Origin of the sequence: Roseovarius sp. 217 (genome assembly GCF_000152845.1) — a bacterium.
Classification (GTDB): domain Bacteria; phylum Pseudomonadota; class Alphaproteobacteria; order Rhodobacterales; family Rhodobacteraceae; genus Roseovarius.
In genome coordinates this window covers 1,260,040-1,273,056 of the sequence record NZ_CH902584.1, presented here as the reverse complement: position 1 = coordinate 1,273,056, position 13,017 = coordinate 1,260,040, and the positions used below count along the sequence as shown (strand labels likewise).

Below are 13,017 nucleotides of genomic sequence, written 5' to 3'. Positions count from 1 at the left end.
CTTGCGGAGGATACTGCAAGAAGCCCTTAAATCTCGTCAAATTAGCAACACTTGCGTGCCAACTTTGGTCAAACTGAACAACTCGGCGATGTGTTCATTGTAGAGCCCCACACAGCCATTAGATGACCTGCGCCCGATTTTGCGAGTGTCATGCGTGCCATGGATGCGGTAATAGGTCCAGCTGAGGTAAAGGGCGTGGGTTCCCAACGGGTTATCTGGTCCCGGCGGCACAAACGCAGGCCATTCCGGATTGCGCTGGAGCATGGATGGCGTCGGACGCCAACTTGGCCCCTCGACTTTGCGAACCACTGCGGTCCGGCCGCGCCGAGTCAAATCTTCCGTCAGCGGTACGGATGAGGGATAAAGCTTGTAGACCGATTGATCCGCACTCCAGAAATGCACAGCGCGCGAATCGATATCGACCAGAATCGCACCATTGTTGAGACTCGAGAAATACGGTCGCCAATCGAGCATCCTGAAGCCCGAAATATTGCGACGTTGCGTTTGCTCGATATCGCGCTCCATCTCGACAGTACCGTCACTATCAACGCTCTGCGCGAGGGCTGGCGCACCCATCAATGCTGCGGCACCCGTCAGAAACGTACGCCGATTCCAAGAAATGCGAGAGTTTGAGGCCATTTGCGTATCTCCACCCGGTCATAGCAGTCATCGACTCAATATATGGCGCGAAGGACGCAGTCGCAAATCAAACAACACCCCTAAGGCAATCTAGCGCGCATGTGGGTTTGAATCGCAACGCAAGCCGGGCTAAAGCGAATGTTGAAACAAATATCAGGTGGTTCTCGATCATGGCGCGTCTCTATATTCTACTGGTGTCGGCTCTTTTGGCTCTTTCGGCCTGCGCCGCGCCTCCGGCACCGCCGCAAATAGGCTCTGACGGAAAGCCGCTGCCGCGGGTCTACCGAATCAGCGCCGGCCAAACCTCTGAAATTCAGTTCCGCATGCTCGATTCGGTGAATTCCCTGCGTCAGGCCTCGGGCCAGCCGCCGCTCACGCTCGATTCGTCCCTCACCGCTGCCGCCGCGACTCATTCCCGCGACATGTCGGTCCAGAACCGGCCATGGCATTTCGGCTCTGACGGATCGTCGCCGATCGACCGTATTCGCCGCGTCGGCTATTCTGGCAATCTGGTGGGCGAAACCATATCGGAAACCTACGAGACCGAACTTCAGACCCTCGCCGCATGGATGGAAGAAGAGGGAACGCGCCGCGTGATCCTGTCCCCCGACGCGCGCAAGATGGGGTTCTCATGGCTTCAGGAACGGGGCGGCAAGATTTGGTGGACGATGATTTTGGGAAGCTGATCACGCAGTCAGCGTGATCGGCGTCCCGTCGCGAACCATTGCATAGACATCTTCCATCTCTCGGTTCTTGACCGAGATACAGCCTGCTGTCCAATCCCGGCTGAGAACGGCAAGAGCATTCGGTTCGCCGTGGATAAAGATATCCCCACCCGGCGTTTCGCCCATCGCTTCGGCATAGGCAATATCCGCCTCGTTCGGATAGGAAATCCCCAGCGACAGATGGAACGAGCTGTTCGGGTTGCGTCGGTCGATGACATACTCGCCCTCGGGCGTGCGGCCATCACCCTCGAATTGTTTGTGTCCCGCAGGGGCAAACCCAAGATCGACCTTGTATCGTTTGAGGAGCTTGTTGTGATGCAACAGATACATCTCGCGCTCACCTTTGTTAACGATGACTCGCGTCACCTCAGGGCCACGGTAGCTCCGGAATTTGGAATTTGTGCCGCAGGCGGACAGAGCACATAGCCCCGCCATCACCACAAAGCGCCTCTTCAGTTTCATTGTTTTTGATCCGCTTACTGCTCGCGACTCTTTTACCTCAAACCAATGCCCTTGCGGTAGAGAATTTTCACGAAATCACGCGATATTCAGCCTGAATCCCGCGACCAGTTCCACATGTGACGACCACCTGAATTGGTCCACCACCCGCACCGGGCCCATCTTGTAGCCCGCCGCCAGGAGAACCCGCGCATCGCGGGCAAATGTCACCGGATTACAGGACACATAGGCCAGACACCGCAGGCGTGATTTGGCGATTTCCGCAATCTGCGCTTCGGCCCCGGCGCGAGGCGGATCAATCACCGCCGCGTCGAACCGCGATAACTCATCCGGCAAGAGCGGACGACGAAAGAGATCCCTTGCCTCGGTGCTCAGCGGGTAGAGCCCGTCGACCCCACGTCGTCCGGCATCAAGCGCCGCAAGCATAGCCGCATCACCCTCGACCGCATGCACCTGCGCACGCTCAGCGAGCGGCAAGGCAAAGGTGCCACACCCGGAAAAGAGATCAACAATCCGGCGCGCGCCCGCTAGAATCGTCTCTGTTGCCGCCAAAAGCGCCGCTTCTCCCTCTGCGGTCGCTTGCAGGAACGCGCCGGACGGCGGCACCACGCGCGCGGCGCCAAACATCTGTTCCGGAGTACGGCGGGTCACCACAACCTCATCACCCCAGGCCAGTCGTGCCAGATCGTGCCGCTCCGCCAGTGACGCCAGCGCGATCCGTAGCGGCCCATCTAACGGCTTGCCGTCCATGACCGCCACGTCAAGCCCAGCGCGTGACTGCGTGACACTGACCGCCAACGCAGCCTTTCGGCTCGTCCCGATCTCGGCCAGATCAGAGGCCACCACCAAACCGCGAATCACATCGGGATGGAGCAGACGACAGTCGGGAACCTCGATGATCAAATCACTGCCACGCGCATGAAACCCCGCCATCGCACCCTTTTTCGTGCGCTTTGCGGCAAATGTCGCCCGACGCCGTGACTGCGGTGGCGACACATGGATTGGCAGGAATTCGGGCGTGATCCCATGCGCACTCAGCGCCGAGCGCACAAGGTCTTGCTTCCAGTCGGCGACAAACCCGTCCGAGCCATGCTGCACCTGACAGCCACCGCAGGACCGAAAATGGCGACAGGGGGCCGTTACCCTGTCCGCCGACGGCGTCACGATCCGCACTTCGGTCAAGGTCTGCCCCACCAGCGTGCCGGACACCCGCTCACCAGGCAGCGTCAACGGTGCAAAGACTGGGCCTTCGGCGATGCCGTCACCCTGATGGCCCAGCCGTATGATGTCATGCTCGCTCATACCTGCGGCTTTAGCCTGCAAATCGGCCATACGAAAGCCTACTCAGAGCAGATCATCACGGCTGAGGGCAAACCGCGAGTCGATCCAGCGTCTCTCCAACGCCTGCAATCGTGCGCCAAGCGCCGGACCTGAATAGTCCGGCATAAGATCTGTCGCCGCGACCGGGAACCGTGCCGCTGCCCCCATTTTAAGGTCCTCGGCGGTCTCAGGGCTCACCAATGTCTCCAGCCAAGCACCGCGCAACAGCAGAATCGCCTGGCCTTCCTCGACCCCATACCGATAGCCCAGTTCTGCCGCCTGCATCAGCCCTGCAGCCTTCTCTTGCAAATGCGCCAACCGCCTTGTGTCCGATTTCGACAAACGCAACCGCTCCGCTACCGACTCGCCCCCCAGCGCGGCAAGGCGCAAAATCGCATCTGGGGCCGTGTTAGTCTCTGTTTCCTGATGAACCAATAGCGCCAACGGGCGCGCACCCGCCCCGGGCAGGACCGCATTGAGCACCCCAGCCGCCTGCATCGCCGCCACCGACCGCGCCGGATCGGGTGCGCCCAAGAGCTTGCACATCTCGGCTCCCACTCGCTCTCGCGACAATCGCGCCAACCCATCCAGATTAGCCGCGCAAGCCGCTAGCCCGTCAGCATCAAGGCCGCCCTCAGGGTCGCCATACCAGGCATGAAACCGAAAAAACCGCAGAATCCGCAAATAATCCTCGCGAATCCGTTGATCGGCATTCTCGATGAACCGCACCCGGCGCGCGCGCAGATCCTCTAGTCCCGCAAGCGGGTCGATCACAGTGCCATCCGCCTGCGCGTAGAGCGCGTTCATGGTAAAATCGCGCCGCCGCGCATCGCTGTGAATATCCATGGAAAAGGCCACCACCGCATGACGGCCAAATGTCTCCACGTCCTCGCGGAAGGTCGTCACCTCATGCGGAATGTGGCTCGATACCACCGTAATCGTACCATGCTCGATGCCTGTCGGCACCGGTTTCAGCCCCGCCGCCGCGGCCAGGTCCATCACCACCTCTGGCCGCGCGTCGGTCGCGATGTCTATATCCGCAACCGTCTCACCCAAGAGCGCATTGCGCACGCAGCCCCCGACAAAGAGCGCTTGGTGTCCCGCCCCGCTCAACATGCGACAGACCGCTTGTGTCGCCTCGGCCTCGATCCACGCCCCCGAAACCTTCATTCCGGTCCCGCCAAATCTGCCATGTTGCGTAGGATGCGCGCTGTGGCGCCCCAAATATAATAGGGGCCATAGGGCACCGCATAGTAACGCCGCCAATCCCCACGCCAGCGGCGTTTCTCGACCCTATACCGGCCCAATTCGAGCAAATGCGCCAATGGCACGTCAAACACTTCATCGACCTCGCCCTGCTCGGCGCGGGGCCGAAATGGCCCATGTACCCGTGCTAGAACCGGTGTCACGTCAAACCCGGTCACGGTCTCATGGCGCGGCAGAAACCCCAGAACTTCAACCAATCCACGATCAAGCCCGATCTCTTCCTCCGCCTCGCGCAACGCAGTTGTCGTGATATCAGGATCACCAAGATCCTGTTTGCCGCCCGGAAAGGCGATTTGCCCCGGATGATGCCGGAGCTTTGATGACCGCTTGGTGAGGATCACGCGCGCCTCAAATATAGGCACCAACACGGCTGCCGACCGCAACTTGCGCCCCTCTGGCAGAACGACACCTGGGTTCAGATCATAATCCGAAGACGGCGCGCGCTCGGCCCGCAGCGCCAAAAGCACCCGATCGAGCGGGTCAGTCACCGTCCGCTGTCCCATCCTTGGCCTCGAACCCCACTGTCGCAGGGTCCAGCCGGTAATGCGCCCCGCAAAACTGGCAATCTGCGGTCACGATGCCCTCGTCGGTGGTCATCGTGGCGATGTCGCGCGCCGAATAGATCGACAGGCTGCTGCGCACCCGCTCTTCGGAACAGGTGCAGCCAAACCGCACCGCTTGCATGTCAAACACCCGCGGCCCTTCTTCGTGAAACAGCCGCACAAGCAATTCCGTTGGCGTGACAGACGGCCCGATCAATTCCAGATCCTCAACCGTATCGAGCAGAACATTGGCGCGATTCCAGTTCTCGGCCTCGTCACCCATCAGGATATCTTCCGCCTGCAAGAGCCCGCCTTCGCCCGATCCGCCACCACTGGCAAAGGGCGACGCCTTGGGCATATGCTGCAGCATCACGCCACCCGCGCGCCAATGCTCCGCCTCGCCTGCCTCGGTGGATTTGCCAAAACTCAACGCGAATCGCGTTGGCAACTGCTCGGATTGGGCAAAATACGCCTCAGCACAATGCCGGAGCGCCTCGCCCGCAATCGGTGTAATCCCTTGGTAGGGCGTGGTGCCCTTACCTTGATCCAGCATTACCGCGAAATAGCCATCGCCCAACTGATCAAATGGGCGCGCATGGCTCAGGCGCTCGCGGTCAAAACTGGCATAGGCGCGCATCCGGGCCGGTTCACCCGGCTCACTCGGGCCATAATAATCGGTGGCGATCATACGCACAGCACCGCGCGTCTGCACCTGCAGGGACAGCTTCCAGCGCAATTGGATCGTCTGACCGATCAACGCGGTCAAAAGCGCCATCTCGGCAATCAACGCCTCGACCTGAGGCGGATAGTCATGCTGTTTCAGGATTCCATCAAGCACCCCGTCCAGACGCACGACGCGGCCACGGATATCGGCGCGGTCTAGCTGAAATGGCAGGATTGTATCATCCCAAGCGATTCTCTGTCCAAGTGTCATGGGCTTTCCTTTGGGGTCTCGACTTGGCATATCGCGACTGTACCGTCAGGACAAGTCAGGCCCGGGAGACACAAAGTGATTAGACGATTCGGAGAGAGGCCAGAACCCGGTATCGCCTACCGTTTGCGACCGGGCGCCTATGCCATCCTGCCCCGTCGCGGGCGGCTGCTCGTCACCCATCAGGCGGACCCGGTGCCAGAGCTGCAATTGCCCGGCGGCGGTATTGACCCGGGAGAATCGCCGCTCCAGGCCCTCCACCGCGAGGTTTTCGAGGAAACCGGCTGGCTGATCGCCCGGCCTCAGAGGCTCGGTGCCTTTCGTCGCTTTACCTATATGCCGGAATACGGGTTCTGGGCCGAAAAACTCTGCATTATCTACCGCGCTCATCCGGTGCGCCGATTGGGCCCCCCCAGCGAGCCGGGGCATCGCCCAGTCTGGATCACACCGCAACAGGCGACGCGCGATCTGGGCAACGCCGGGGATCGGCATTTCGTCAGCCGGGAAACGGGCTGCCTTTGAACTCCAGTAATACGGCGGAAATATCATCGTTAAAGTCACTATCCCCCGCAAACTCTGACAGTTTCCACAAAAGAGATTCGAGAAACGCCATCCCGCGCGTCTGTCGCAGATCCCGCAAGATCCGCGCCAGCCCCTCATCGTGGAGCAGATCACCAGACCGACCAGAGCATTCGATCACCCCGTCGGAATGAATCAGAAGCCTGTCACCCGGCGCCATCATCACTTCGAACTGCTGAAATTCTGCTCCATCAATCAGGCCTACAGGCAAACCACCCGACCCGATAAACTCCACCGTTCCATCCGCACGCTGCAATGCAGGATGCGGATGCCCCGCCTGTGACAGGATCACGCGCCCGGTTTCCAGATCCACATCGGCAAGAACGAGGGTGAAGTAATGCTCGGTCTCCATCTCCGACATGATCAAGCGATTGAGCATTGCAATCGCCTCCGCTGGGGGACGCGCCACGAAACGACCGTCGCGCGTCTTGCGCAGGGCGAGGTTCTGTTCCGGCACCGAGGCCGAGAGATACCCCGCCAACCGCGCCGTCATCAGCGCTGAACTGATACCATGACCCGACACATCAATTCCGTAGAGCCCGATGCGTGTATGCCCAATAGGAAACATGCCAACCAGGTCACCGCCGACATGGCCGGCAGATTGCAGCATCAAGGACACCTCAGCCGTGCCACAATCGCGATAGCGCTCGCTCACCAACGATTGCTGCAGCTTCTTGGCTTCGACCAGATCACTGTCGAGCGAATCATAGAGCGTCTGTAATTCGTCGAGCGTGGATTTGATCAGCCGGTTCTTCTCGGTTAGCTCGCGCTCCATCCGCAGGATCCGTGCGCCCGCCGAAATTCGCGCGCGCAGTTCCGCGGCATTGACCGGTTTGGTCAGAAAGTCATCTGCCCCGGCATCAAGGCCCAGCGCAACTTCATCCTTGTCACTCTTGGACGTGAGCAGGATGAAATACCCATAGCTATCGCGCGACATCTCTCGGAATCTCTTGCAGAACTCCAGCCCGCTCAACCCCGGCATCATCCAATCACTCATGACGAGATCGGGCGGCTCATCACGGCACAGAATCAGCGCGGCGTCGCCTGAATCGGCTTCCTGCACCTCGAATCCCCAACGTTGCAACGACGCGCTTAAAATCCGCCGTTGCAGGCGGCTGTCATCCACGACGAGCACGCGGCGGATCACCCCGCCGCCCGCATCCGCCTCTGCCGCCTGTTCCATTCGTGATCGCACCCGGGCCACCTTTGTCCTGTCCTGACCCTGTCTAACCGCCCAAAGTTTAACAGCCCCTGAATGTTAAAATTCGCGCGGCTTTCCCGGCGGCATTAAACTTTCCGTAGCTCTTTGGCCGCAGTCTTGCCGCAGGAATCGGAGGCTCAATGATGATCGACTGGAACCGCGTTCAGGATCTGCGCGACGAAATCGGGGCTGATGCCTTTGGCGAGGTGGTGGACCTGTTTCTCGAAGAAGTGGATACCGAAATCGAGAAACTGCGCCACACCGGCCCCAATCTGCACCTCGAAGGGCATTTACACTTTCTCAAGGGCAGCGCACTCAACCTCGGCTTTGCCGCCTTTTCTGATCTCTGCCACCGGGGCGAACAGTCCGCTGCCGCCGGTCGATACGGCGCGATCAACCTGCCTGAAATTCTGTCATGCTACGCCCACTCAAAATCAGAGTTTCTCTCCGGTCTTGACCGGGTCATCGCCGCCTGAAGCTCAGATCAGAAACTCTGCCAACACCTCATCACGGGTGATGTCGCGATACTCAAACCCGGCCGCATCGAGCCGCGTCAGGATCGGCTCGAAATTCTCGGTCCGGGTGGTCTCGATCCCGATCAGCACAGAACCGAAATTGCGCGCCGATTTCTTGAGATACTCAAACCGCGCAATATCGTCCTCCGGTCCCAATATCTCTAGAAACTCGCGCAGCGCGCCGGGGCGCTGCGGCATCCGCAGGATGAAATACTTCTTCACGCCCGAGAACCGCTGCGCGCGCTCCTTGACCTCCGGCAACCTCTCGAAATCGAAATTGCCGCCCGAGGTGACACAAACCACCGTCTTGCCCCGGATCACGTCTCCCAGATCCTTGAGCGCATCCACCGCCAGCGCCCCCGCAGGCTCGAGCACGATCCCCTCGATATTGAGCATCTCGAGCATCGTGGTGCAGAGCCGGTCCTCTTCGATCACCATGGCCTGCGCCGGGTCCAGATCCGCCAGCCGCGCAAAAGTGCGCGCGCCAATCTGCGCCACCGCCGCCCCATCGGCAAAGGTATTCACATGCCGCAGGCGCACAGGTTCGCCCGCCGCCAGCGCCGCCCCAAGGCACGCGCCCCCGGCCGGTTCCACCAACGTCAGCACGGCCCGCGCGCCGACATAGCTGCGCACCCCCGCCGAGAGCCCGCCACCCCCAACCGGAAGGATTAGATGATCCGGCATGCCGCCCAACTGCGCCTCGATCTCGACCGCAACGCTGGCTTGCCCCTCGATTACGTCCTCATCATCGAACGGCGACAGGAAATGCCCGCCGACCTGCGCGCAATAGGCCTGCGCCGCCGCCAGCGTGTCGTCGAAATAGTCGCCCGTCAGCCGGATCGCCACCGCATCGCCACCAAAGGTCTCGGTCTTGCCGATCTTTTGCTGCGGCGTTGTCACCGGCATGAAAATCACGCCTTTGACCCCGAAATGCCGGCACATATACGCCACGCCCTGCGCATGATTGCCCGCACTGGCACAGACAAACGTCGCTGTGTCCGGCCGCGCCGCCAGAACCTTGCGCATCGCATTGAACGCCCCACGCAGCTTGTAGGACCGCACAGGACTCAGATCCTCGCGCTTGAGCAGGATCTCAGCGCCATAGCGCTCGGACAGGTGATCATTGCGCTGGAGCGGCGTCGGCTCGAACACAGCGCGCATCGCCGCCTCTGCGGCGCGGGCATTTTCCTGAAACTCGGTCATGCCCGCCTCAGTGCCGCAATCGTGCCCCCCTGACAAGGCTCAGAGCGCGCGCCTTTCGATATAATAGCCGTAAAGCGTGGTCAAAATGCTGATATTGAGCAGACCCGAGATAACTGTGCCCAGCACCATCAACACGGCCCCGATCACCGGCGCCAAGAGCAGCAGCCCCAGCAAAAGCTGAAGCGCGAATTGCGCCGCACCCAGAATGAGAACAAGGATCAGGATCGTGACGCTGCTGCCTCCGGTCGCGGTCCACGCCTCTTTCAACGTAAGCGGCTGCCCAATCGCCGCCGCTGGCAGCATCGTCGAGAGCCGAAAGAACACCACATTGGCCGCCACGATCACCACGACACTCACAATGGTGACAATCAGGGGGGCCAGCCCGCCAATAACCCCAACCACCAGAAAGAGGGGCAACATCAGGCCCATCATCACAAGGCCAAGCCAGAGCGAATGACCGATATAAGACAGCATGCGATCCGTGCGCAGCATCGGCACCCAGCCTTGGGGATATTCCGCCAAGAGGATAAAGCGGTGCCACGCCACAATGACCCAGAGCGCCAGACCGATCAACACAAGCGCCAACAGGATCATCCCCGCGATCTGTCCCCCCGTGGCCGCTTCTGCCCGCGTCTCCTGTATGAAAATGCCGAGAGACGCGAAGAGCGCTATCACCGCAATCCCGATCCCCATCGGCACTAACACAATCCGCACCACCTGCGGCAGGTTGTTGAAAATCATCTGCACCGAATGGATGAAAATACGCCAGGCCACCATCACCACACCTTTTGGACTATTGCCCGACCTCGCTAGCACAACCAAAGGCACAGTCAACCGCGTCCACTTGCCCATCACCGCAAAAGCCGCTACTCCGCCAGCCAGATTTGACGCAAGGGGAATGACATGTCCGCGCCCAAAAAAGTTGTTCTGGCCTATTCCGGGGGCCTCGATACCTCGATCATCCTGAAATGGCTCCAGACTGAATATGGCTGCGAAGTGGTGACATTCACCGCCGATCTCGGTCAGGGCGAGGAACTGGACCCCGCGCGTCAAAAGGCCGAGATGCTGGGGATCAAACCCGAGAACATCTATATCGAAGATGTCCGCGAAGAGTTCGTGCGTGATTTCGTCTTTCCGATGTTCCGCGCCAATGCGCTCTATGAGGGGCTCTATCTGCTTGGCACCTCCATCGCCCGCCCGCTGATCTCCAAGCGTCTGGTCGAGATTGCCGCCATGACCGGGGCCGATGCCGTGGCGCATGGTGCAACCGGCAAGGGCAACGATCAGGTGCGGTTCGAGCTGGCCGCCTATGCGCTCAACCCTGATATCAAGGTGATCGCGCCTTGGCGCCTCTGGGATCTGACCAGCCGCACCAAGCTCATTGCCTTTGCTGAAGAAAACCAGATTCCGATCGCCAAGAATAAGCGCGGCGAAGCGCCCTTCTCGGTAGATGCCAACCTGCTGCACACCTCCTCCGAGGGCCGCGTGCTCGAAGACCCCGCTGAAATGGCCCCCGATTACGTCTATCAGCGCACCGTCAGCCCCGAAGATGCGCCCGACACCCCCGAATTCATCGAAGTCACCTTTGAGCGTGGCGACGCCGTGTCCATCAACGGCACCGCCCTCAGCCCCGCCACGATCCTGACCGACCTCAACGAATTTGGTCGTAAACATGGCGTCGGCCGGCTCGACTTCGTGGAAAACCGCTTTGTCGGCATGAAATCGCGCGGCATCTACGAGACACCCGGCGGCACCATCCTGCTCGAGGCGCATCGTGGCATCGAACAGATCACCCTTGATAGCGGCGCGGGCCATCTCAAGGATTCGCTCATGCCGCGCTATGCGGAACTGATCTACAATGGCTTCTGGTTCTCACCCGAGCGTGAAATGCTGCAAGCCGCCATCGACAAGAGCCAAGAACATGTCACCGGCACCGTCCGCCTCAAACTCTACAAGGGCTCAGTCTCCTGCGTCGGTCGCTGGTCCGATCACAGCCTCTATTCCGAGGCGCATGTCACCTTCGAGGATGACGCCGGCGCCTATGACCAAAAGGACGCGGCAGGCTTTATCCAACTCAACGCGCTGCGCCTGAAACTGCTCGCCGCGCGCAACCGCAGACTCAAGGGCTAAACATCATGGAAGCCGATTTCTGGCATACCCGTTGGGAAAACATGCAGATCGGCTTTCACGAGGGCGCGGTCAACCGCATGCTCTCGGCCCATATCGGCGCGCTGGGCCTTGATCCCGGCACGCGGATTTTCCTGCCGCTTTGCGGCAAGACCCGCGATATCGCCTGGCTCCTGGCCCAAGGCTATCGGGTGGCTGGCGCCGAGCTCAGCGAAATCGCCGTGAAACAGCTCTTTGAAGAGATGGCCGTCACACCCGAGGTGACTGCGCACGGCCCCCTCAAACGCTATGCCGCAGTGGGTTTGGATATATTCGTGGGCGATATCTTCGACCTCACCGCCGATCTGCTCGGTCCGGTCGATGCCGTTTACGACCGCGCGGCGTTCGTTGCCCTGCCCGACACGATGCGAGGGCGCTATGCCGGGCATCTGGCAGCGCTCACCGACCTTGCACCGCAATTGCTCGTCACCTTTGAGTACGACCAGTCGGTCATGGCGGGCCCGCCCTTTTCCCTCTCGGGGGCAGCGGTGCGCGCGCAATACGGCACACGCTACACCATCACACAGCTTGCGGATATCGACGTGCCGGGAGGTCTCAAGGGCGTCTGCCCCGCGCGGGAAAAGGCCCTGCACCTGACAGCGATCTAGCAGCCATCCGCTCACATCCGGCGAAACATTGCTCAATAGACCGTGACATCCCGGAGTCCTGCGTTGGTGAGCCGCACGATTTGCTGCATGATAGCAATCAAACAGGAGGGCAATCCAATGAACCCACATCTTCGGGAGATCAAGGCGGCGGCTCTGGCGATGCTGATCATCGTTGGGCTCTGCGTTAACAGTAGCCGGGCGCATGCCGCCGAGACCGAAACTTTGGTCGTTGCAGGCGGTTGCTTCTGGTGCGTCGAATCAGACTTTGAACAGGTCAAAGGCGTGATTGCGGCCGAGTCGGGCTTTACCGGCGGCACGGTGGAGAACCCCAGTTACAAACAGGTGACGGCCGGTGGCACCGGCCATTTCGAGGCGGTTCAGATTACTTTTGACCCGGCTCAGGTCAGCCGCGCGCAATTGCTGCACCTCTTCCTGCGTTCGGTCGACCCAACCGATGCCGGTGGCCAGTTCTGCGACCGGGGCGATAGCTATCGCACAGCGATTTTCGTCACTGATCCAGCACAAAAGCAGATCGCCCAGAGCGCTATAACCAAGGCTCAGGCGGCCTTGGGACAAGACATCGTCACGCCAATCCTTGACGCACAGACCTTTTATCCCGCCGAGGCCTATCATCAGGATTACCACAAAAGCAGTGAGATCGTGCTCACCCGCTTTGGCCCCCGAACCAAGGCCAAGGCCTATAAACTCTACCGTGACGCCTGCGGACGGGATGCCCGCGTCCAAGAGCTTTGGGGCAAGGACGCTCCTTTCACCAGCGGCTCTTGATCGCAACGGCCGTTGAGCGCCCAAGCTGCGCTTTGGGCTTTCGCCACCTGACACAGATTTGTAAGGTCAGCCCCAAG

15 protein-coding genes are annotated in these 13,017 nt (G+C 60.4%); 6 read left to right on the top strand and 9 right to left on the bottom strand.

Annotation, left to right across the window (positions count from 1 at the left end; all coding sequences use genetic code 11):
• Positions 1–36: 36 nt before the first annotated feature.
• Positions 37–639 (bottom strand): L,D-transpeptidase, encoded by a 603-nt coding sequence (locus tag ROS217_RS06075; protein WP_040650386.1) that lies wholly within the window; start codon positions 637–639, stop codon positions 37–39.
• Positions 640–809: 170 nt separating this feature from the next.
• On the opposite strand from ROS217_RS06075, the gene ROS217_RS06070 reads away from it, so the two are divergent.
• On the top strand, positions 810–1,325 hold the full coding sequence (locus ROS217_RS06070) for a CAP domain-containing protein (RefSeq protein WP_009816806.1): 516 nt from the start codon (positions 810–812) through the stop codon (positions 1,323–1,325).
• Here the strand turns inward: ROS217_RS06070 and ROS217_RS06065 are convergent, their stop codons facing one another.
• The 5 genes from ROS217_RS06065 to hslO form a co-directional block, all read right to left on the bottom strand.
• Entirely contained in the window at positions 1,326–1,826 is a 501-nt protein-coding gene (locus ROS217_RS06065; RefSeq protein WP_009816805.1) for a L,D-transpeptidase family protein, read from the bottom strand.
• 75 nt (positions 1,827–1,901) lie between these two features.
• On the bottom strand, positions 1,902–3,125 hold the full coding sequence (locus ROS217_RS06060; protein ID WP_040650384.1) for a class I SAM-dependent RNA methyltransferase: 1,224 nt from the start codon (positions 3,123–3,125) through the stop codon (positions 1,902–1,904).
• A gap of 42 nt (positions 3,126–3,167) precedes the next feature.
• The gene (locus ROS217_RS06055; RefSeq protein WP_009816803.1) at positions 3,168–4,313 is read right to left on the bottom strand and encodes a CCA tRNA nucleotidyltransferase; all 1,146 of its coding nucleotides are present in this window, start codon (positions 4,311–4,313) and stop codon (positions 3,168–3,170) included.
• The gene (locus tag ROS217_RS06050) at positions 4,310–4,912 is read right to left on the bottom strand and encodes a CoA pyrophosphatase (protein WP_050766418.1); all 603 of its coding nucleotides are present in this window, start codon (positions 4,910–4,912) and stop codon (positions 4,310–4,312) included. The genes ROS217_RS06055 and ROS217_RS06050 overlap by 4 nt, the downstream gene beginning before the upstream one ends.
• A complete protein-coding gene (gene hslO, locus ROS217_RS06045; RefSeq protein WP_009816801.1) occupies positions 4,890–5,885 on the bottom strand; it encodes an Hsp33 family molecular chaperone HslO in 996 nt (331 codons plus the stop codon). Before hslO ends, ROS217_RS06050 begins: the two co-directional genes overlap by 23 nt.
• A gap of 75 nt (positions 5,886–5,960) precedes the next feature.
• Here hslO and ROS217_RS06040 point away from each other — a divergent pair, with 75 nt between their 5' ends.
• Positions 5,961–6,404 (top strand): NUDIX hydrolase, encoded by a 444-nt coding sequence (locus tag ROS217_RS06040; RefSeq protein ID WP_040650382.1) that lies wholly within the window; start codon positions 5,961–5,963, stop codon positions 6,402–6,404.
• On the opposite strand, the gene ROS217_RS06035 is transcribed toward ROS217_RS06040, so the two are convergent.
• The gene (locus ROS217_RS06035) at positions 6,379–7,644 is read right to left on the bottom strand and encodes a PP2C family protein-serine/threonine phosphatase (protein WP_009816799.1); all 1,266 of its coding nucleotides are present in this window, start codon (positions 7,642–7,644) and stop codon (positions 6,379–6,381) included. The genes ROS217_RS06040 and ROS217_RS06035 overlap by 26 nt on opposite strands.
• Positions 7,645–7,802: 158 nt before the next feature.
• Here ROS217_RS06035 and ROS217_RS06030 point away from each other — a divergent pair, with 158 nt between their 5' ends.
• Entirely contained in the window at positions 7,803–8,138 is a 336-nt protein-coding gene (locus ROS217_RS06030) for an Hpt domain-containing protein (protein WP_009816798.1), read from the top strand.
• A gap of 3 nt (positions 8,139–8,141) precedes the next feature.
• Here ROS217_RS06030 and ilvA read toward each other — a convergent pair whose 3' ends face one another.
• A complete protein-coding gene (gene ilvA / locus ROS217_RS06025; protein WP_009816797.1) occupies positions 8,142–9,380 on the bottom strand; it encodes a threonine ammonia-lyase IlvA in 1,239 nt (412 codons plus the stop codon).
• A 39-nt stretch (positions 9,381–9,419) separates the two neighbouring features.
• Positions 9,420–10,157 (bottom strand): hypothetical protein, encoded by a 738-nt coding sequence (locus ROS217_RS06020; RefSeq protein WP_009816796.1) that lies wholly within the window; start codon positions 10,155–10,157, stop codon positions 9,420–9,422.
• Positions 10,158–10,283: 126 nt separating this feature from the next.
• Between ROS217_RS06020 and ROS217_RS06015 the strand changes: the two genes are divergently transcribed.
• The 3 genes from ROS217_RS06015 to msrA all read left to right on the top strand — a co-directional run bounded on the left by ROS217_RS06015 (position 10,284) and on the right by msrA (position 12,940).
• Complete coding sequence (locus tag ROS217_RS06015; protein ID WP_009816795.1) at positions 10,284–11,510, top strand: argininosuccinate synthase; 1,227 nt, start codon at positions 10,284–10,286, stop codon at positions 11,508–11,510.
• A gap of 5 nt (positions 11,511–11,515) precedes the next feature.
• Complete coding sequence (gene tmpT / locus ROS217_RS06010; RefSeq protein WP_009816794.1) at positions 11,516–12,154, top strand: thiopurine S-methyltransferase; 639 nt, start codon at positions 11,516–11,518, stop codon at positions 12,152–12,154.
• A 117-nt stretch (positions 12,155–12,271) separates the two neighbouring features.
• Positions 12,272–12,940: a peptide-methionine (S)-S-oxide reductase MsrA gene (msrA, locus tag ROS217_RS06005; RefSeq protein ID WP_040651156.1), complete on the top strand. Its 669-nt coding sequence runs from the start codon at positions 12,272–12,274 to the stop codon at positions 12,938–12,940.
• Positions 12,941–13,017 lie beyond the last annotated feature (77 nt).

Bases quoted from the DNA above. Each gene is read 5' to 3' on its own strand.
- ROS217_RS06075 (WP_040650386.1), bottom strand. From the start codon at position 639: ATGGCCTCAAACTCTCGCATTTCTTGGAATCGGCGTACGTTTCTGACG.
- ROS217_RS06070 (WP_009816806.1), top strand. From the start codon at position 810: ATGGCGCGTCTCTATATTCTACTGGTGTCGGCTCTTTTGGCTCTTTCG.
- ROS217_RS06065 (WP_009816805.1), bottom strand. From the start codon at position 1,826: ATGAAACTGAAGAGGCGCTTTGTGGTGATGGCGGGGCTATGTGCTCTG.
- ROS217_RS06060 (WP_040650384.1), bottom strand. From the start codon at position 3,125: ATGAGCGAGCATGACATCATACGGCTGGGCCATCAGGGTGACGGCATC.
- ROS217_RS06055 (WP_009816803.1), bottom strand. From the start codon at position 4,313: ATGAAGGTTTCGGGGGCGTGGATCGAGGCCGAGGCGACACAAGCGGTC.
- ROS217_RS06050 (WP_050766418.1), bottom strand. From the start codon at position 4,912: ATGGGACAGCGGACGGTGACTGACCCGCTCGATCGGGTGCTTTTGGCG.
- hslO (WP_009816801.1), bottom strand. From the start codon at position 5,885: ATGACACTTGGACAGAGAATCGCTTGGGATGATACAATCCTGCCATTT.
- ROS217_RS06035 (WP_009816799.1), bottom strand. From the start codon at position 7,644: ATGGAACAGGCGGCAGAGGCGGATGCGGGCGGCGGGGTGATCCGCCGC.
- ROS217_RS06030 (WP_009816798.1), top strand. From the start codon at position 7,803: ATGATGATCGACTGGAACCGCGTTCAGGATCTGCGCGACGAAATCGGG.
- ilvA (WP_009816797.1), bottom strand. From the start codon at position 9,380: ATGACCGAGTTTCAGGAAAATGCCCGCGCCGCAGAGGCGGCGATGCGC.
- ROS217_RS06020 (WP_009816796.1), bottom strand. From the start codon at position 10,157: ATGGTGGCCTGGCGTATTTTCATCCATTCGGTGCAGATGATTTTCAAC.
- ROS217_RS06015 (WP_009816795.1), top strand. From the start codon at position 10,284: ATGTCCGCGCCCAAAAAAGTTGTTCTGGCCTATTCCGGGGGCCTCGAT.
- tmpT (WP_009816794.1), top strand. From the start codon at position 11,516: ATGGAAGCCGATTTCTGGCATACCCGTTGGGAAAACATGCAGATCGGC.
- msrA (WP_040651156.1), top strand. From the start codon at position 12,272: ATGAACCCACATCTTCGGGAGATCAAGGCGGCGGCTCTGGCGATGCTG.